General features: G+C 45.7%; 17 protein-coding genes. 6 read left to right on the plus strand and 11 right to left on the minus strand.

Annotated elements, in window-relative coordinates; translation table 11 throughout:
• Positions 1–12: 12 nt before the first annotated feature.
• Positions 13–3,210, minus strand: a complete 3,198-nt coding sequence (locus FZD51_RS18070; protein ID WP_148976041.1) for a DEAD/DEAH box helicase — start codon at positions 3,208–3,210, stop codon at positions 13–15.
• Between the two features lie 186 nt (positions 3,211–3,396).
• Between FZD51_RS18070 and FZD51_RS18075 the strand changes: the two genes are divergently transcribed.
• The 3 genes from FZD51_RS18075 (at position 3,397) to FZD51_RS18085 (ending at position 6,430) form a co-directional block, all read left to right on the plus strand.
• Positions 3,397–3,840 (plus strand): MarR family winged helix-turn-helix transcriptional regulator, encoded by a 444-nt coding sequence (locus tag FZD51_RS18075; RefSeq protein WP_148976042.1) that lies wholly within the window; start codon positions 3,397–3,399, stop codon positions 3,838–3,840.
• The gene (locus tag FZD51_RS18080; RefSeq protein WP_148976043.1) at positions 3,837–5,036 is read left to right on the plus strand and encodes an MFS transporter; all 1,200 of its coding nucleotides are present in this window, start codon (positions 3,837–3,839) and stop codon (positions 5,034–5,036) included. Before FZD51_RS18075 ends, FZD51_RS18080 begins: the two co-directional genes overlap by 4 nt.
• A 185-nt stretch (positions 5,037–5,221) precedes the next feature.
• Positions 5,222–6,430, plus strand: coding sequence for an MFS transporter (locus FZD51_RS18085; RefSeq protein WP_148976044.1), 1,209 nt, complete (start codon positions 5,222–5,224; stop codon positions 6,428–6,430).
• A gap of 49 nt (positions 6,431–6,479) precedes the next feature.
• Here the strand turns inward: FZD51_RS18085 and FZD51_RS18090 are convergent, their stop codons facing one another.
• The 4 genes from FZD51_RS18090 to guaC all read right to left on the minus strand — a co-directional run bounded on the left by FZD51_RS18090 (position 6,480) and on the right by guaC (position 10,216).
• Entirely contained in the window at positions 6,480–7,304 is an 825-nt protein-coding gene (locus tag FZD51_RS18090) for a hypothetical protein (protein WP_148976045.1), read from the minus strand.
• Positions 7,305–7,419: 115 nt separating this feature from the next.
• Complete coding sequence (locus FZD51_RS18095) at positions 7,420–8,583, minus strand: hypothetical protein (RefSeq protein ID WP_148976046.1); 1,164 nt, start codon at positions 8,581–8,583, stop codon at positions 7,420–7,422.
• Positions 8,567–9,100, minus strand: a complete 534-nt coding sequence (locus tag FZD51_RS18100; RefSeq protein WP_187445813.1) for a sigma-70 family RNA polymerase sigma factor — start codon at positions 9,098–9,100, stop codon at positions 8,567–8,569. Before FZD51_RS18100 ends, FZD51_RS18095 begins: the two co-directional genes overlap by 17 nt.
• Positions 9,101–9,232: 132 nt before the next feature.
• Entirely contained in the window at positions 9,233–10,216 is a 984-nt protein-coding gene (gene guaC, locus FZD51_RS18105; protein WP_148976047.1) for a GMP reductase, read from the minus strand.
• Between the two features lie 332 nt (positions 10,217–10,548).
• Between guaC and FZD51_RS18110 the strand changes: the two genes are divergently transcribed.
• Together FZD51_RS18110 and FZD51_RS18115 are read left to right on the plus strand one after the other, a co-directional pair.
• Positions 10,549–11,043: a PH domain-containing protein gene (locus FZD51_RS18110; RefSeq protein ID WP_148976048.1), complete on the plus strand. Its 495-nt coding sequence runs from the start codon at positions 10,549–10,551 to the stop codon at positions 11,041–11,043.
• Positions 11,040–12,569, plus strand: coding sequence for a PH domain-containing protein (locus FZD51_RS18115; protein WP_148976049.1), 1,530 nt, complete (start codon positions 11,040–11,042; stop codon positions 12,567–12,569). The genes FZD51_RS18110 and FZD51_RS18115 overlap by 4 nt, the downstream gene beginning before the upstream one ends.
• Positions 12,570–12,611: 42 nt before the next feature.
• Here the strand turns inward: FZD51_RS18115 and FZD51_RS18120 are convergent, their stop codons facing one another.
• The 6 genes from FZD51_RS18120 to FZD51_RS18145 all read right to left on the minus strand — a co-directional run bounded on the left by FZD51_RS18120 (position 12,612) and on the right by FZD51_RS18145 (position 18,326).
• Positions 12,612–13,661 carry an NAD(P)/FAD-dependent oxidoreductase gene (locus tag FZD51_RS18120; RefSeq protein ID WP_148976050.1) on the minus strand — a complete coding sequence of 350 codons (1,050 nt, stop codon included), beginning with the start codon at positions 13,659–13,661 and terminating at the stop codon, positions 12,612–12,614.
• Positions 13,662–13,999: 338 nt separating this feature from the next.
• On the minus strand, positions 14,000–14,536 hold the full coding sequence (locus FZD51_RS18125; protein WP_148976051.1) for a DUF1572 family protein: 537 nt from the start codon (positions 14,534–14,536) through the stop codon (positions 14,000–14,002).
• A gap of 72 nt (positions 14,537–14,608) precedes the next feature.
• Positions 14,609–14,836, minus strand: coding sequence for a hypothetical protein (locus FZD51_RS18130; protein ID WP_148976052.1), 228 nt, complete (start codon positions 14,834–14,836; stop codon positions 14,609–14,611).
• A gap of 1,365 nt (positions 14,837–16,201) precedes the next feature.
• Positions 16,202–16,432: an excisionase family DNA-binding protein gene (locus tag FZD51_RS18135; RefSeq protein WP_148976053.1), complete on the minus strand. Its 231-nt coding sequence runs from the start codon at positions 16,430–16,432 to the stop codon at positions 16,202–16,204.
• Positions 16,433–16,498: 66 nt separating this feature from the next.
• A complete protein-coding gene (locus tag FZD51_RS18140) occupies positions 16,499–17,122 on the minus strand; it encodes a LysE family translocator (protein ID WP_148976054.1) in 624 nt (207 codons plus the stop codon).
• A 115-nt stretch (positions 17,123–17,237) separates the two neighbouring features.
• On the minus strand, positions 17,238–18,326 hold the full coding sequence (locus FZD51_RS18145) for a YsnF/AvaK domain-containing protein (protein ID WP_262380980.1): 1,089 nt from the start codon (positions 18,324–18,326) through the stop codon (positions 17,238–17,240).
• Positions 18,327–18,607: 281 nt separating this feature from the next.
• Between FZD51_RS18145 and FZD51_RS18150 the strand changes: the two genes are divergently transcribed.
• Complete coding sequence (locus FZD51_RS18150; RefSeq protein ID WP_148976055.1) at positions 18,608–19,282, plus strand: NAD(P)H-dependent oxidoreductase; 675 nt, start codon at positions 18,608–18,610, stop codon at positions 19,280–19,282.
• Positions 19,283–19,351: the final 69 nt, after the last annotated feature.

Genomic DNA, 19,351 nt, shown 5'->3' on the forward strand with positions numbered 1-19,351 from the left:
TTTTTAAAATTGTCAGACGTTCAATATCTCCCGGATATCATCCTCCGTGAGCATACCCGCGCTTTTTCCGCCAGGCTCGATGACCTCTTCAATGAGATTCCGTTTCTTATCCTGCAATTCGTTCATTTTCTCCTCAATGGTGCCGCGGGCCAGCAGCTTGATCACCTGCACATTATGCCTTTGGCCCATTCTGTAGGCCCGGTCTGCAGCCTGATTCTCGACTGCAGGATTCCACCAGAGATCATAAAGGATGACCGTATCGGCGCCGGTCAGATTCAGGCCGGTCCCCCCTGCTTTCAGGGAAATCAGGAAAAAGTCGTGCTCACCGCTGTTGAAGCGCCCGCACAGATTGACCCGCTCCTCAGAGGGAGTCTGTCCATCCAGGTAGAAAAAGCCGATGCCCTGCCTGGCCAATTCCCTTCCGATCATATCGAGCATTTTCGTGAATTGGGAAAAGATCAGCACCCGCCTGCCGGACAAACGCGATTCTTTAATGATCTGCAGCAGCTGCTCATATTTCGCAGAGCTTCCCTTATAGCCGTCCACGAAAAGGGCCGGATGGCAGCAGATCTGCCTCAGCCTGGTGAGTCCGGCAAGGATCCTGATCTTGTTTTTTCGGAGCGTATCTTTGTCCAGATGCTTGAGTGTGTCATGGCGGAGCTTGGCCAGATAGGCGGCATACAGCTTTTTCTGATCCGGCAGCAGCTCGGCTGACTCAAGGTATTCCGTTTTTTCCGGAAGCTCCGAAAGCACATCCGACTTTAATCTCCTGAGAAGGAAAAGACTGGTCCTCCTGCTGATTGTTTTCCTGTCGAGAAAGCTGAACTCGCGGAGCCCCTGGAAGAGCTCCGGGAAGATCACATGAAAAATCGACCATAGTTCCTCCAGAGAATTTTCAATCGGTGTCCCTGTAAGGGCGAACCGGTTTCCTGCCTGGATCTTTTTAACCGTCCTTGCCGTTTGGGTGACAGGATTTTTAAACGCCTGTGCCTCGTCAAAAAAGACTGTGCTGAAAGGCTGTTTCTCATAGCTGCTGATGTCCTTGCGGAGCAGCGGATAAGACACAATCAGGACATCCAGCCCTCCTGCTTCTGCGAGCATCTTCTCCCTTTCAGCTTTGCTGCCGTCCATCACTATGCTCTTGATCTCCGGTGCGAATCTTTCAAATTCACTCTGCCAGTTATAGGTCAGGGAGGATGGGCATACGATCAGGGCAGGCTGCCGGGTCCTCCTGATTGCCGGAAGCTCGGACAGGATATAGGCGATAGCCTGGAGCGTCTTTCCCAGACCCATATCATCTGCAAGGATGCCGCCGAAACCATATCCCGCCAATGTTTTCAGCCATTGATAGCCTTGTTTTTGATAGTCGCGCAGTACAGGCTCAAGGCTTTCAGGTACGGCAAATTGTCGGCTGCCAGGGGTCCGGACCTCCTCGATAAAGTTCCGGAAAGACTCTTCAAAGCTGAATACCTCCCCCTCCTCCAGTGATCCCATGAGGCGGAGCCCTGGGACCATGGGGACGTTCAGCCCCTCTTCCAAATCCTCATCCTGGGCAGGAATCTCATTCAAAAACCGCCTGATTTCATCAAACTCTCTTGATTCAAGGGAGAGCAGCGCCCCATCCCGCAGACGGTAATATTTCCTTTTTTCCTCAAGCGAAGCCAAAAGGCCGCGAACTTCATGCTCAGGGATCCCATCCATGGCAAATTTGAATTCCAGCCAATTGGTCCGTTCTTTTTTCACTTTAACGGAAATGCGCGGATGAATGCTTTCCCTGAAGATGCGGTTCCTGATTGCGGTTGTCGCATAGACCTTGACCATCGTCTGAAGCTTTGGAAGCTGCCGGTACAGGAATTCATATTCCAGCTCTTCGTTCTGGAGATAGTAGCCGCTGTCGGTTCTGGCAAAGCTGCTTTCCTCCATCACTTCGAGGATAGTTCTTTCTTTTTCCTCATCCCTGATCAGAAGGAAATCTGTATGGAACTCCTTCTCCTCAAGCGGATTAAAGACGACATTGTCATACTGAAACTCGAGGCTCGCCAGGAGCCTGTTTTTCAGGCGGTCCAAGTAGAGTTTGGCTGTCAGCGGCGACTGGATGAGCTGAGTCTTGATTCCGCCCGGGAGATGCACTTCTCCGAGCTTTTTCAATCCTGGTACGACCTTTTCCAGCATAAAGCCGACCTGATCCTTTTGGATGGGAATCCGGTCCGTTCCTGAAGCAGCGAGCATCCCCTTCAGGTCTGCCAGGCGCTTGCAGTCATCATTTTCAAGCTGATAGATCATACCCCTGTATAAGACAGACTGATATGCCTGCAGAATTAAGATTTTGCCCATGCCTTTCACCACAAGCCGGCCGCCTTTATTTTCGTCCAGCTCAAAACGGAACGTTAATGGCAGCTGCTCTTCCGGCACGCTGATGCCTTCGTATACATGCCCGCCATTTTTGAGCTGTACCTTCGGGGCAGCTGTTAAAAGGGAGAGAAGCCGCCTCCAGGAGGTAGGCGGGATCAGCAGGATAGACGCGTCAGCTTCTAAAGTCTGTCCTTCTTTATGGGCCTGCTCATCCTCAATGATCCGCATCAGCTCCTGGAGAACAGCATCATCTTCATTCCGGAAATAATGCCCGGCAGGTTCGTATGTAAAGAAGGGGGAAACTGCACTTTGGCTTCTTTCTTTTACATCCTTAAGGAATTTCCTAATGTCCCTGACCGGGTGCATAGCTATGCTGGCTTCCATTCCAAGCATGGTGCTTCCATCCGCAAGAGATATCGGCATGCATGTAAAGCAGGCTTCTGCAGGCTGCCTGTTCTCGAAGTGCAGCTGTTCCCCGCTTGAGCGGGAAGGCTCTTTTTCAAAAATCGTCAGCAGCCCTTCTGCCAGCGACTCATGCCCCGCTCCTTCCACATCCATCAATGGGGCTGTGCCATTTTTCTGATGATCAAGTATCGCCAGCAGGACGGCGGCAATATGCTGGCAGTCTGTTTTAACCGAAGCAAGCCTGGGACAGCTGCAATCCGCATGATAGCCGCCTTTCCCGTCCCCCTGGATCGTCACATGGAAATCCTCCGCGGCCATTACATCTGCCTCGCAGTATTCCGGCTCATACCGGCTGAATACTACCTTTTTGGAACGGAAAAAAGTATCTCCTTTCCTAAAAGAAACCAGCCCGCATGCCTCTTTTATTTTTTTGCTGTCCAATTGAATGTTCAACTATATCCCCTCGTCCATTTATGATAATAAAATTTTATCATAGAGAAAGGGAAAACCCCATGTCTCTTTCCTGCCGACCTGCCTGAAAATTGTAAAAATATGCCTGTCTCTGGACAGGAGAAGACATTTTCTGTTATATTGTTATAGTTACTAACGGTAACTATTATTATTGATAACTATATAGAGGTGTTTGCCATCAAAACGTTTCAGAAATTCTTTCATCAGCTATTGATGCTCTACCGTCCGTTTGAAAATAAACTTAACCAGCTTCTCGCACAGCACCAGCTGCAGCGGGCGCAATGGACGATTTTATATTATATCTCCAATTTTGGCTCAGCCACTCTTGTAGAGCTTTCCCATTACCAGGGCGTTGAAAAACCGACCGTCACACGGACGATCACCCGGCTGGAGGAGCTTGGTTTTGTGGAGCAGGTGCCCAGCAAAGACCGCCGCGAAAAAAGGATGCAGCTCACAGAGGTCGGCCATAAAGTGTACAGTGAAGTGCGGCTGACCATTGATGAATTTGAGCAGAGAATCCTTAAAGGCTTTACAGAAGAAGAACAGCTTGAAGCCATCCGCCTCATGGAAGGCATACGCAGCAACTTAATGGAACAGGGGGAAACACATTGAACAGCTCAGAAGCAAAACTTTGGACGAAGGACTTCATCGTTGTATCCTCCATCAACTTTTTTTTAACACTTGTCTTTTACTTGCTGATGGTCACCATCTCTGTCTATGCCGTCAATGAATATGATGCATCGACAAGCGAGGCCGGACTAGTAACAGGGATCTTTATTATCGGGACACTCATCGGCAGGCTGTTCATCGGGCGCTATATCGATCTGGTCGGCCGCAAGAGAATGCTGTTCATTGGACTGGTTTTCTTTACGCTGACGACTCTTTTATATTTTGTCCATGCCGGGGTTGCCTTTCTTCTGGCCAACCGCTTTGTTCACGGAATCACGCTTGGCATGGCCAGCACCGCTACAGGTACAATTGTTGCGCAGATCATTCCGGCAGCCAGGAAAGGCGAAGGGATCGGCTACTATAGCATGAGCGCGACACTGGCAACAGCGGTAGGACCGTTCATCGGGATTTATATGAGCCAGCATACAAGCTTTGAAATGATTTTCAGCTTTTGCCTGGCATTGGGAATCATAAGTCTGGCGACCGCCTTTCTTGTCACTGTCCCGCCTGTCACAGGCTCTCCGAAGAGCGCAGAAGCAAAAGGCTTCAGGGTTTCGGACTTTGTGGAACCAAAAGCGCTGCCGATTGCGGTCATCACCCTGGCAATCGCATTTTGTTATTCCAGCGTCCTTTCTTTCATCAATTTCTATGCGATGGAGCTTGATCTTGTGGACGCTGCAAGCTTCTTCTTTATCGTCTATGCAGTCGCCGTCCTGCTGTCCCGTCCGTTTACAGGGCGCCTGATGGACCTGAAGGGCGCCAACTATATCATGTATCCGGCATTCATCCTGTTCGCAGCCGGCATGATCCTGTTAAGCACAGCAGGGTCAAGCTTTGTCCTGCTATTATCAGGTGTACTGATCGGCCTTGGATTCGGTAATATGCAGTCAAGCACACAGGCGATCGCCGTCAAACTGACGGCTCCGCACAGGCTGGGGCTTGCCACATCGACTTTCTTTATTTTCCTTGATGCCGGCCTTGGATTCGGCCCATACCTGCTTGGCCTCGTCATTCCCATAACAGGCTACAGCTCCCTGTATATCATGATGGGTGCACTGATCCTTTTGTCTGCTGTGCTGTATTATTTCCTGCATGGCAGGAAAGATCATGCTTTACGGTCAGCTGCTGATGCAGTGTAGTTAGAAAAGGGGTATCCTTCAGATGCGAGGATACTCCTTTTTTTAGATGTTTGACATGTCAGACTCACAAAATAACTTTCAATATTTTTGCTTAAAGCAAGAAGTTTTTGTAAACCCATTCATTAAATTTCAATTCTGTAGTATCTTTAGAGAAACGAAATAATCAGAAACGTGAGGCTGCAGATATGTGGAAAAATAAGAACGTGTGGATTTTACTGACAGGGGAGTTCATTGCAGGGCTCGGCCTGTGGCTCGGAATCATCGGCAACCTTGAATTTATGCAGGAAAAGGTAGCTTCAGATTTCCTGAAGTCTCTTATTCTTGCAGCAGGCCTGCTTGCCGGCCTTGCGGTTGGTCCCGCAGCCGGCAGGATTACGGATCAGGCAAGCAAGAAAACCGTCATGCTTGTTTCCGGCTTCGCCCGCTCTGTGAGCGTTGTATTTATGCTGATCGCCATCCACACCGGCTCAGTCTGGTGGATGGTCGTCTTCCTCGTCTTCCTGCAGATATCGGCGGCATTCTATTTCCCTGCCCTACAGGCAGCCATCCCGATGGTGGTAGGCGAGAAAGATCTATTGCAGCTGAACGGAGTGTACATGAATGTATCAACCCTTTCGCGTGTGCTCGGAACTGCCGTTGCAGGGGTATTTCTGGTCATTATGTCTTTATCCATGCTGTATCTTTTGTCCCTCGCTGCCTATCTGGGCTTGTTCATTCTCACCTGCTTCCTTAGCTTTGAAGAGAAGAAGGAGCTGAAAAAGCAGGAAGATGCCAAACAGAAGCCCGCAGGATTTTCCGAGGTCTTTCCCGTCATCAAGGGGCTGCCAATTGTGTTTATGACACTCGTGCTGACGCTTGTCCCGCTTTTATTCCTCGGCGGATTCAACCTGATGGTCATCAATATCAGCGAGCTTCAGGACAGCTCGGCCATTAAAGGGTGGATTTATACTGCTGAGGGAGTTGCCTTCATGCTTGGCGCCTTTGCGGTGAAAAAGATCAGCGGCAAAAGCTCGCCATACAGCATCCTGTTTTTCTTTTCCTTTATCATCGGCATATCGCAGCTGATCCTTTATTTTGCTGATATACCTGTTCTGTCTGTCCTGGCATTCCTGATCTTCGGTTTTGCGGTCGGCTGCTTCTTCCCGACTGCAGCCACCATCTTCCAGACACGGGTGCCAAAGGATTTCCACGGCCGCTTTTTCTCTTTCCGGAACATGCTCGACCGCCTGGTCTTCCAGATTGTCCTCCTTATGACCGGCTTCCTGCTTGATGCGGTCGGCCTGCAGTATATGAGCGTCATCTTCGGAGCCTTGTCCCTGATCATGACATGCGCCTTTTACTTGAAGTTCAAGAGCCTGAAAAACGGGATGGAGCTGGCTGAGAAAGCCGGATAAATAGAAAACGGCACCTGGATGGGTGCCGTTTTCTTGTTTCTTCTTATTACTATGCTATACTCCCGCCATGCATGGAAAACAGATAGAAATCTCCCTCGTCAGCCAAGGTCCATCCGTCGAAAAAAGAACTTGCATGGAATAAATCCAGGAACAGGTCCCCGCACTGTACAATAAGAAACGGACACTGCTCCAGCAGCCTGACATCCTCAATTCTTTTGCCGGCCAGAAGTTCTTTGACAGACTTCCATTCTCTTGAATTTGAGCGTATATCTGTTTCTCCCAGCAGAATCCCATCTGCCTTTCGTATCCTCCAGGGACACTCGATACTGAGATATCCCTTCTCAAATTCAATTATAAATTGACCTTCTGTCTCGACTTTAGTAATTTCCTGCCCGATGAATTCCCCGAAAGATATTTTGCTGAATTTAGTATGCCAGAGCCTCCTGGCGTTTGTAATGATCAGTTCATGGATTTTATCCATGTTATAGCCAGGGAGATTATCACCGAACTCAAAGTCATCAATGGCATCGCTGACCTCCTGCCAATCCATCTGTTCCTCTGATAAGCCATTTCGCACCGTACAGATATAAATCTCTTTAACCCTTTCAATGGCATTCTCTTCAGGCATCAATAACTTTGCATGCAGCTGCTTTAGATGGTATTCAAGGCACTCTTCTTCAGGAGGAGCTTCATATCCAACACTTTTCATTGCATCCGCAAACATGCTTTCCACTTCAAATAAATTTAAGGGTGCCCTCATCCCGGCGAGCTTCTTGATCTCTCGTGTATCCAGCGCCAGGCAGCCGCTGGCCCACTCAATATAATCCTCCGCCTGCACCGTTTCATTGTATTTTTTATAGTACAATTCAAACAAATCGATTGAAACCGCCCCTCTCCTCTTATCTCCCATTTACATTTATTATAGTGCCAGCGGCGAATGTATGGAGAGATTTTCTCTGCTCAGCACCAAGCTGAGGTAAATCTCTCCTTCAATTTTTAATTTTTTCTGTATCCAGAAGATACATAGAAATGTCCTCGCCTTCCCCGTTCACCACAAGCAACCCGTCATCTGTAAACCTCGGTTTGACCAGCCGTTCTTCTACATGCTCAAAGGCTGGCAGGGCCTCTGCACTGTCATCGACGATTCTGTACAGCTTGACCGTATTCGAATCTTCTTTTTCAGGTATACTCAAAGCCAGGTAATCTTCGTATACAGCATAGGCATCGAAGGATGGAGCCTTTACTTTGTGGACCTCCCCGTCGTCCAGGCTGATGTATGCTAAACCCGGGGACCTCCCCTCATTTGAAAGCTCCGCATAGATTTTGTCATCGGTCAGTGTAACATTGACAGCCTGTTCATAAGGAACTTTGAATTCCCTTTCCTCTTCCCTGCCTTTCAAGTCATAGAGGGTAAAAAGAATATTCTTTTCTTCATTTTCCACAATGGTTTCTGGTATGACAATATATCCGTCATTCAGGGAGGCCTGGCTGCTAGTGCCTTCTCCTGTAAGCTCATGTAGATTAGACTGATGCAGTGTCAGCAAATCCAGCAGTTTATATCCGGTAAACTGATCGTCAGTACCTACAGAAAGATAACTCAACAGATTCCCATAAACCTGATAATCACCAAATAACTCACCTGGAATTTCTTCAATCTCATGAGTCTGCCGGTTCAAAGCATAACCTTTGACCTGGGTGTCCCACACTAGCCAATCTCCATTCACCGCAAATTCATACAAACCTGCCCCCTCTTCCGGCTTGACCAGCGTCTCGGTTGTTTTCGTTTCCTTATTGAAGGAATAGAACCCTTTTCCGTCTGTGTAGACCAGTTCTTTCGTTTCCTCTACATATTGGGAGTTGACTAAAGAAGGATAGTTTGCATCTGGAACCGTCACTTTTTCTAAAGTGTCGTCAAGCTGCTGCCGGACTTCACTTTCTTTCATCTCTTCCTGGACATAGGGAGCGGCAAGTATGCCCGACAGCCCAAGGATAGCGGCAGCACTGACAAGGGGCAGAATGAGTCTGCTGCTGTGGCGGGGCTTGCGCTCGAGGCGTTTTGCTGCCTCTGTTAAAATTTTCTGCTTCTGCCTGCCTGACATGGTGATATGGTCTGGGATACTGTCCTCAAGCTCCTGCTTAATATTCTTTGGCATCTTCAATCTCCTCCTCTCCCATTGTCAGCCGAGCCATTTTCCTTCCCCTGGCCAGCCTGGTTTTCACCGTATTGGCCGGGCACTTCAAAATATCCCCGATCTCCTTTACAGAAAGCTCTGCATAATAATGGAGCCAAAGGACTTCCTTATATTTGACCGGCAGCCTGTCAATCAGCCGGAAAGTCCAGCTTTCCTCCTCCCGCCTCAGCACTTCCTCTTCAGGGGTAAAATGGGATGAAGGCATCACACTTTTTCTATTAAAAAAATCTATTTTTCGGAAGGACCAGCTTTTCAGGTAGTTTTTGCATTCATTCACGGTCATTCTGTATAAATAGGTTTTAACGCTGGACCGGCCTTCGAATTGTTCCAGTTTCAGATAATAGCGGATATAGACCTCCTGGATGATATCCTCGGTTTTCGCTTCGTCTTTTACAAAAGCATAAGCGAGCCGGGTCAGGTAATGCCCATATTCATCCATGGCTTCTGTCAGCAATTGGTCTCTTTCTCTTTTCTCCAATTCCTTCCCCCCTTCTTCCTGGCAGTTAGACAATTCCAAACATGTTCTGGTTTCAAAAATAGTCTCTCTTATTTCATTTTTATCCTCTGAATGCAGCAAAAAACCGCCTATCCAGGACAGGCGGCTTGCTGATTAGTATACTTTATCTCCATTAAAGATGGAGTTCTTGACAATCACATAGTCCACATTCTTGATGGCGGACAGCTTGTTTCCTCCCGCATAGGAGATGGAGGACTGAAGATCCTGCTCCATTTCGACCAGCGTATCCTCTAAAGCACCTTTGTATTCAACGTGCATTTTCTTGCCTTCCACGTTCTTCTTTTCGCCTTTTTGGAACTCGGAAGCAGATCCGAAGTATTCTTTGTACAGCTTCCCGTTAACTTCGACTGTTTCTCCAGGAGATTCTTCATGACCCGCAAAAAGGGAACCGATCATGACCATGGAAGCGCCGAAACGGACTGATTTGGCGATATCGCCATGTGTGCGGATGCCCCCATCCGCAATGATCGGCTTGCTTGCTGCCTTGGCGCACCATCTTAATGCCGCCAGCTGCCAGCCGCCGGTTCCAAAGCCGGTTTTGATTTTCGTAATGCAGACCTTCCCTGGCCCGATTCCAACTTTCGTTGCATCAGCACCCGCATTCTCCAGCTCACGGACTGCTTCAGGCGTGCCGACATTTCCTGCGATGACAAAGCTTCCCGGAAGGAGCTGCTTGATATGCTGAATCATTTTGATCACTGCATTGGAATGGCCATGGGCGATGTCGATTGTAATATATTCAGGAACCAGATTTTCCTCAGCCAGCTGCTGAACGAAAGTGTATTCTTCCTCTTTAACACCGACGCTGATTGACGCATATAATCCGCGTGATTTCATATCCCTTACAAATGCAAGGCGCTTCTCAGGCTGGAAGCGGTGCATGATGTAAAAATAATTCTTTTCTGCTAATTGAATGGAAATGCGCTCATCAATAATGGTCTGCATATTGGCAGGCACAACCGGCAGCTTAAAGGTGCGTCCTCCAAACTCAACCGTTGTATCACACTCAGTCCTGCTGTTCACAATTGATTTTGCCGGAATTAATTGAATATCCTCGTAATCAAATACATTATCCATGAGTAACACTCCTTATATGTGTATAAAATCAAGTCCTGCTTCCTCGGAAGCATCCAGAGTCAACTATTATTATTATTCGGCGGGCATTTACTGTCCCAGCCCATTAAAGAGTTTAATACACGAACGATAAAAAGTCAACTTATATTAATGTTCGTATTTTACAAGTAAAAGATCTTTTGAAAACAGATACATTCCATTATTCGTGTTAAACAGGCTGCAAAATAGAAATCTCCCTCTTATCCGCAAAATTAAATGAATCTTTATGATAACCTTCGACGTAAGTAACATTAGGACTTAATGTTTCTATTAAATTGTTTTCAGGAGTGGTATTTTTGGAATCGCGGATTGCACCGCCTCAAAACAGATTATCAAAAAACGCGGTAAAAGTTTGGATTACGGCCGATATGATCGGCGACATTATTGCCTTCGCCGTTCTCGGCCTGTTATTTTATCTGGACCATTATTTTGCATGGAAAGAGTGGATCGGCTGGATTCTGATGGGATTAGTGGTGATTACAGTTCTCTCTATTCCCTGGTCTATCATCAGGCCGATGCTGCTTTATAAAAATTGGCGGTATGGAGTGGACGAGGAATTCCTGAAGCTGAAATTCGGGGCGATCACTGAGAAGCACCAGCTGGTCCCTATGACAAAAATCCAATCTGTATCTGCCAGCCAGGGACCATTGATGAGGAGATATGGCCTCTATTCCATCTCGATTGAAACGATGGGCTCTTCCCACACTATTCCTGCATTGCCTGAGGAAGTGGCTATGCAACTGCGGGATACGATTGCCCGTTTCGCCAAAATAAAGGAAGTGGAACAATGATTGAGGAAAAACGCCATCACCCGCTCATCATGCTGATGAATCTCTATCAGCTGGTGAAGGGTTCCATATTCATCGTTTTCTTTCTGTTTGTCATCAAATTTGGCTCTGATGCTGCGTATGTTAAATACGGAAGGCTGGCATTCTTCCTTTTCATGCTAGTTTCCGCTGTTTCAATTGTCCTGAAGTGGCTGACAAGCACCTATAAGCTTGATGGCACTTCCTTTCATTTAAAAGAAGGGATTTTTACCAAATCGAATCAGACCATCCCTTTTTCAAAGGTACAGAATGTGAATTACCGCACCTCCCTTTTTCACCGGATATTCGGTCTGACTTCAATCCGGTTTGAAACAGGAATGACAGGCGCAGATTCAGCGATTGAATTCAAGGTCATCCGAAAGGAAGAAGCTGAAAAGCTGGAAGAATATGTTTCCCGTCCGCAGGAGGAAGGCATTTCACTTGTGGATCCGGCGGACGCTCCTCCGGCTGGCCACGAAGCCGGAAATGAGCAAAATGCACAGCCTGTGCTTCCTGCCGGGAGGATCGTCCATTTTACCCCTGGAAAAAAGGACATCCTCAAAGCATCATTCACTTCCTTCAGCTTCCTTGTCCTGTTTTCCGCCATTGTGTCCATTTATTTTAAAATCGATGAAGTATTTGACCTGGATGAGCAGGCCCAGGGTCTTTTTGCCGCATTGATGGGTTCAAGTCTTCTTCTTGCAGGCATCCTAATCCTTCTGCTCCTCGTTTCGACCGGGATCGGTGTGGCAAGGACTTATCTTAAATACGGGAAATATGAAATTTCCTCAGATCAGGAACGGATCTATATTGTCCAGGGAGTGCTTGATGAATCCAGATTCTCCATTTTAAAAGAGAGGGTGCAGGCTATTGAGGTAAAACAGCCTCCCATCAAAAGGCTGCTGGGACTTGCAGAAGTAAAGCTGACAAGCGCCGGCGGTGTAAGCCTCGGTGAGGATTCTCCTGAAATCAGCACTTTGTATCCTTTCCTTCCTGTTAAAAGGGCCTATGAAATGATTTCTGAAATCCTGCCGCAATACGAGGTCACCAGGGAAATGAAGCGGCTGCCAGGGAAGTCTTTCTGGATCCGCCTGTTAAAGCCAAGCTGGGTGTGGATTCTGGCCACTGCAGGACTGGCATGGTTCAAGCCTGAAATCCTTGATACAGAGAGAGCCTGGCTGTTCGTTTCCGCTGGCCTCCTAATCATCATAGGCCTGTTGAGAATCCTGGATTACTGGAATACAAGATACACCCTGAACAGCCAGTTCATCCAGATGAAATCCGGAAGCCTGTCCACTTCACTGTTCATTTCTAAGCGGGAAAAGGTGATCGAGATCAGCGTAACAAGCAATCTTTTTCAAAAGTGGCTCGGCCTTGCTTCAATTGAAACCGTCAACAGAGCCAAGCCGGTCCTCCATTCCAGCCTTGATGATGTACCGAAAGAAATGGCTGCAGATTTCTATGAATGGTATGTGGGAAGAGGAACGGAAATACGGTATCAAGAATACTAAAAAAGGCAGGCGCCCAAATCAGGGTACCTGCCTTTATCTCTATTATTTAATCATCTGCTGGACAATTTTGCGGTTGCGCTGCTTGAACACATCATTATGGGACGAGACCATCGCGGCCCTGCCGGCGTCCGGCTGGATGAATTGCTTTGCTTTGTTCACCGCATTGGCAGCATCCTGGAACGCGCCTGCAATCAGATTGAGCTTGCCTTCATGCTGAAGGATGTCTCCTGCTGCATAGAGCCCCTCAATAGAAGATTCGCTGCAGCTGTTCCCGGAAATATAGAAATCCTGGGCAATATCAATCTTCAATCCGCTATTCTTCAATAATGAAGCATCCTGTTCATAGCCATGGTTGATGATGACTTCGTCCACATCCAGATATGAAACTTCTCCTGTTTCACAATTGGTCAGCTCGACCTTTTCAATCATCTCATGGCTTTCACCTGCAATCAGCTTTGTGATTGACGTGCAGCCAAGGCAGATGGCCGAGCTCCCAAGAAGCTGGGACACCTGCGCCTCATGCCCGGAAAGGTTCTCTTTCCGGAAAGCGATATACACCTGGCGTGCGACCGGCTCCAGCTCATTCGCCCAATCAATCGCAGAATTGCCGCCGCCTGAAATGATGACCGTTTTATCCTTGAAATGCTGCAGAGATTTTACCGTATAATTCAGATTGGAAACCTCAAACCGTTCAGCGCCCTCTATGTTCAGCTTCTGGGGATTCAGAATTCCGCTGCCTACAGCGACAATGATTGTCCTTGAATAATGCAGCCTGCCCGAAGACCCGGAAAGGACAAAAATCCCATCCTCCCCGCGGGAGATCGCTTCTACCTTCTCATTAAGCACAACCTCCGGATCAAAGGTCAGCCCCTGCTCTACCAGCTGTGTAATCAGCTTTGCACCGGGAGTTGGCGTCAGGCCGCCGACGTCCCAAATCATCTTTTCAGGATAAACATGTATCTTTCCGCCAAGCTGCGGCTGAAATTCAATCAGTTTTGTTTTCATTTCCCTGAGGCCGCTGTAAAAGGCTGAATAAAGGCCTGCTGGCCCCCCGCCAATAATGGTGACATCAAAAATCTCCTGCTGATTCATTCCGCTCACTCCTCATAACCAATAGAATTGATTATCATTCTCATTTAAATATACTCCTTTTTATCCATCAGCACAACAATAAACTTATCCGAAATGTCATTGTTTCTCTTTTTTCTGTCTCACCAGGCTGGTGCATAATTGATAGGGCTGTTAAAGTTCAATGTTGAGATAAAAAAAATGGAACTTCCTGATTTGTGGAAGTTCCATTTTGTAATAATTGCTTGGTGGACTAAAGCACCCTATAGTTTAAGTGTAATGTTTCACAATCTTGATTTAAGAAGAAAGAATGGTTACCTTCAACGTACAATCGCCTGTTAATTAAAGAATTAGAAGCTATATCATAATTTTTTAGCTGAGACCTTCTTATTAAATTCTTTTGAACCTTCCTTTGGAATGCTTAAAATAGTCCAATCTTTATCCTTAATCTGTTTTCCAATATATAGGATTTGACCTAGGTGATAACTAATATGTGCCACTTCAGTTTGAATTGCTTGAAGAACACTTAAAGGTTGCTGTCTCAGAGTAACAGTTCTATTTAAGTCTTCTGCTTTAAGATTTTCAATCGTATTAAAAAGTAGCTTCCATCCTTCTTCCCAAATTTGCATAAGATGTTCCTTGGATTCATTATTATCAACAAATTCCAAATCTCTATCTCTATATGATTTTTCCCCATCAGCAGTCAAAAAATCTACCCATCGAGAGTGCATATTCCCACTTAAATGCTGGAGTATAATTGCAATGTTATTGGAATCTTCACTTGGCTTCCAATGTAATTCGTCTTCTGACAATTGTTGTATACCCTTTTCAGCACGTTCTTTAAAGTGCTTAAATTGCTCATTTACAATTGTAAGGTATTCTTGTTCAAAACTCTTCAAAGTATCCCCCCTAATTGATTACTAAATATATTGAACCTTTATTTAAACAACCAATACGGCTAAATAAAAATGCTAAACACTCTTTTTAATATAATAAGCGAGTACAAAAGGAATTAGGGGGAAAAGAACCAACAGTCTGACCCAATTCTCTCCACCAACAAAATAAAGCGATGGTAAAATAAGTGATATTCCACTATATATTAAAAATCTCCAAGATTTTTTCAGCAAACCTAATATTAATAACAAGAACGAGGCAATTATTAAAGTCCAAAAGATAAGACCCATCCAATAGAAATCCATTTGTACCCCCCCTTTATATCTCTAAATATGTATATTCTGGGACCAAGTACCAAATCCCTTCTTTAACTAACCTGCCCCTACTCTACAAGAAAGGCTCTAAAGAATATGGCATAATTCCTCAAGACCAATATACAGATTTACGCACCAGAATTTATAAAAATTGAAGTCAGCCTTATAGCCCAGTTTGACTAAAAAGTGCTTCACCAAATGTTACTTATTAAGCGAATTATTAATCTCGGTATAAACATTAAGAAGTTCCAAACGACTTCACCAATTAGTTCAATTAGGGTATCCTTAAAAAAGCCGCCTCTATTCCTTTTTTTATTTTTCATCTTCCAGCTCCCTATTACATCAATCTTAACTTAACTATAATCATTAAAGATAACAAAATTCCCCTTCTTTTAAATATTACCTATTTATTCAATTTATTTTTTCGCTAACCTGCCCCGTTCATACCATAAGTGATTCCATAACAAAGGACATTAGTCCTTCTAGAATCAAAGCCCCCTTTTCTTTAAATACATTTGTTCACAAACTAAAAATACTAAGGCGAAAAATGAGTTATTTTTCTATATACAAATTTATATATTGTAATTAGTCTGGTATTGAGGTGAATATTTTGCACAAGACATTTCAGTTAGTCAAAAAAGTCATAGGCTTGGTTTTATTAATACTAGTTACAATTTCGCTAATGATGGGAAAGTCTAATATTGCTTTAATCTGTTGTTATATAATTATCTCTATATACAATGGGATACTTGGTTATGAATACTTTAGAGCTAACTCTTACAAAAAGGCATCTTTACACTCAGTACTCTCAGCAGGTTTTCTTTATATTTTCTTTTCTAATCTTTCATTGGTTTAAATACCCGGCTTAATATTTATTTAACGTTCAAGTCCTTATTACGCTAACCTATCCCGCTGTCCATTAAGCTAATTGTTGAGTCACCCAAAAAATCCTTTTACGAGCAAATTTTTACCCTGCCCAGCCAGCGAACCTTCCCTTCCCTGACCTGAATGAGGGAATCAGTGACCGGCTGAAAAATAAGCGGAGAAATTCCCCCTAATTTCAAAAAACCTCTAAAATCAGCTCAAATAGACGGAGAAATTCCGCCTATCAACTTAAAAAACAGGAAAATGGGCAACTTTGTTCCGCTTACCCGGAAATTCTCCGCTTATTTACACCCACTCATGCCATATTTAGAAAGCTTAACCGGAAAATTTCCGCTTATTTTAAAGCTTGCTGGCCACTTAAATAAGGACACGATTTACAGTTTTTATTTTTCCATTTAATCACACTATGTACTACAGACTTTAACAGTGCCTCAAAAAAAGAAAAACACCCGGCAGCCCAGGCGCTATGTATTAGTCTTCATCCTTTATATCCCAATCTTCCGGAATTGGTTCATTCAGTACTTCCTCGACCAGCCTTTTATACTTCTCCATCTGTTCCAAATGAGTCTTGAATTGCTCTTTATAGATGAGATACTGTTCTCCGTCAAAAATGGCGCGGATTTTTTTCTGCTGCACAAGCTTTTCGACAGCATCAGCTGGCAATGACAGATATTCTGCCGTTTCTTCAATGGTTAAATACATGGACTCAGCCCTTCTGTTCTTATGATCTTATTTACAGAATAGCATGTTTTGTTGGAAATGAGGAGGCTACCGCGCCTTCTCCAGAGCAAGCTTGACACCAAATCCGATGAGAATGGTCCCGGTCAATCCCTCGATTGCCTTCTGAGTCTTCGGTTTCTTCATAAAAGAACTGATCTGCTGGATTAAGAGAACATATAAGAAAAACCACGCTGCAGTCAAAACAGTATATACCGCTCCCATAATGAGGAAAGGAACAAATGGTGCGATCCCCTCTTCAACAAACTGTGGCAGAAAGGTCAGGAAAAATACAGCGACCTTTGGATTCAGCAGGTTCGTCAAGAAGCCCTGCCTGAAGAACGTTTTCCCTTTTATCAATTGCCCGCTGCTATTATCATTTTCCTGTTTGCCATTTCTGATTGTCAGCAGGCTTTTGACTCCCAGATAGACCAGGTAGAGGGCACCGGCATATTTCAATACAGAAAAAAGCATAGCCGACTTGACAATGAGGGCGGAAATTCCGGCAACCGCCGCAAGTGTGTGGATGGCCAGGGCAGAGCAGGTGCCTGCAATTGTCTTGAGCCCGCCCACCCTGCCAGCAGAGAGCGTATTTCTTGTAGCAACCGCTGTATCAGGACCTGGCAGGATGATCAGAAAAATGCACATCAAAGCAAATAAATAGAAGTTCGTCATACGCTTTCCCGCTTTCTTTTATATACCAATTTATACCACCTGCATGTATTTGTAAATATAATTATGAACAGAAAAAACAGCCAGCATAGGGCTGGCTGTTTAGTCGTTATTCGGATTAGAAGCGGCCGCGATCGTCCATACGGTCTGCCAGGCTGTCGTCCTGATCCCTGCCCAGATAGGCTGTGCCGGAATCACGGTCATCTTCATCGTAATCATCCGCCCCATCCACGTGGGCTTCTTCACGCTTGACTGTATCCCGCACAGTTTCGGTATCCTCAACCTTCCGCTTGCCGACAACAAGCTCCTCAGTCACGACAGGTTTCTTCGTAACTTCCAGGCGTTCTTCAGTAATTGGGATCCTTATATCGTCATTGTCATCGACAATCGGTCCTGTATCTCCGTCAACGGCCTGCCCATCGACTTTGCGCCGTTCTACGTATACTTCATCATGGCTGACATTGACATCGACTGAACGCTCTTCTTCTACAACGTCTTTTTCAACATGAACCTCACCGGTCTGTACACGTTCTTTGTCAACCTGCAGACGTTCCTCACGCAGGCGCAGGCGCTGTTGGTCTGTCAAGTCATCTTCATCATCAGCAAAGCCGTTCACTTTATCTGCCTTGACACCCTCTACATCAGCAGATCTGGTCACTTCATCTGCCTTCACACCCTCTACATAGCCGTCCGGCTCGTCCGTCAGTCTGCCTGTACGCATTCCTGCAGTGTTTGCCATGCCGGCTGTACCTGCTGTACTATTCGGCCCGGTTACTGCACCGTAGCCTGTAGCATCAAGGGTCGGAGCAGCAGGGCTGGTAGGGTTAGCTTCATTAGCAAGTGTCCGGTCACCATAGAATTGATCATAATCCTTATCAACGTACAGCAGGATTTTCCCTGCCTGAATATCACTGTAATAGCGGTCAGACTCTTCATCCGTCAAGCCCATATTCTGCATTCCTCCGCGGACTTCATCCTCTCCCGTCAGGAATGACATGAACTTGTCCAGCCATGTACTGCTGTCCGCATCAGTTCCTTCCACTTCTGCCCCGGTGCGGCCTCTTACCATAGAGATATCATCGGCATCCTTTGCAACGGCATAAATATCCGATTCTCCGTAGCCCTGGAGCTTCAAGTCGTCAATCTTCTTAATTGCTTCTTCCTGCGTATCAAATACTCCAATGAACTTTTTGTTGTCATTCATCATGATTACCTCCTGTATTTTTTAAATTTCAGCTTCGTTTTTCAATTACCCGATAGAGTCTGCTGGAAACATATAAAAAGTTCTCCGTGATCCAGCTTTTTTTCCAAGATGTTCTACCATTGGTGTCTAGTTATTATCTACCCGCACGGCCTGCCCAATAATTTATGGAAATAGAGGAGTATTAAACAGAATTTTCCATCTCCGGTTCCCGCCGAGCCGATTTCATGAATTAAAAAATGGATTATGGTAATTTTAATGAGAGAAAAATAGAAGGAGTTGACGAGATGAGCAATAAAGAAGAATTAAAGCAGGAGATTCTGGACGCTTACCATTTCCGCCACGCAACAAAGGAATTTGATCCAGATAAAAAAATCCCGGAGGATGACTTCCGCTTCATCATGGAAACCGGCCGCCTCTCTCCAAGCTCATTCGGATTTGAGCCTTGGCGCTTTGCTGTCATTGAAAGCCCGGAGCTTCGGGAAAAAATTAAAAACGCTTCCTGGGGTGCTTACAGCAAGCTTCCTGATGCGAGCCATTTCGTCGTCATTCTAGCACGGACCAAAATGGATACGAAGTATGATTCTGATTATTTAAAAGACCAATTTACCAATGTTCTTAATATGCCTTCTGATATACTCGAAAAGTACCTTGGCCGGGTTGAGGAATTCCAGAAAGATGATTTCAAGCTTCTGGAAGGAGATCGTCCGCTGTATGACTGGGCTTCCAAGCAGACCTACATCGCCCTTGCTAATATGATGACCGCTGCTGCCCAGATTGGCATCGACTCCTGTCCGATCGAAGGCTTTAATATTGAAAAAATGAATGAACTGCTCCAGGAGGAAGGCATCCTTGAAGACGGCCGCTTCGGCATATCCGTCATGGCTGCATTCGGCTACCGCACAAAAGATCCGCGTCCGAAATCAAGAAGGGCTTTCGATGATGTGGTAAAAACATATTAAAAGGGAAAAGGAAGATTCTGCTCTTCCTTTTTTTAATGTAAAAAGGAGAATGCCCCTTGGACATTCTCC

Source organism: Bacillus infantis (assembly GCF_008180445.1).
Taxonomy (GTDB): Bacteria; Bacillota; Bacilli; order Bacillales; family Cytobacillaceae; genus Bacillus_AB; species Bacillus_AB infantis_B.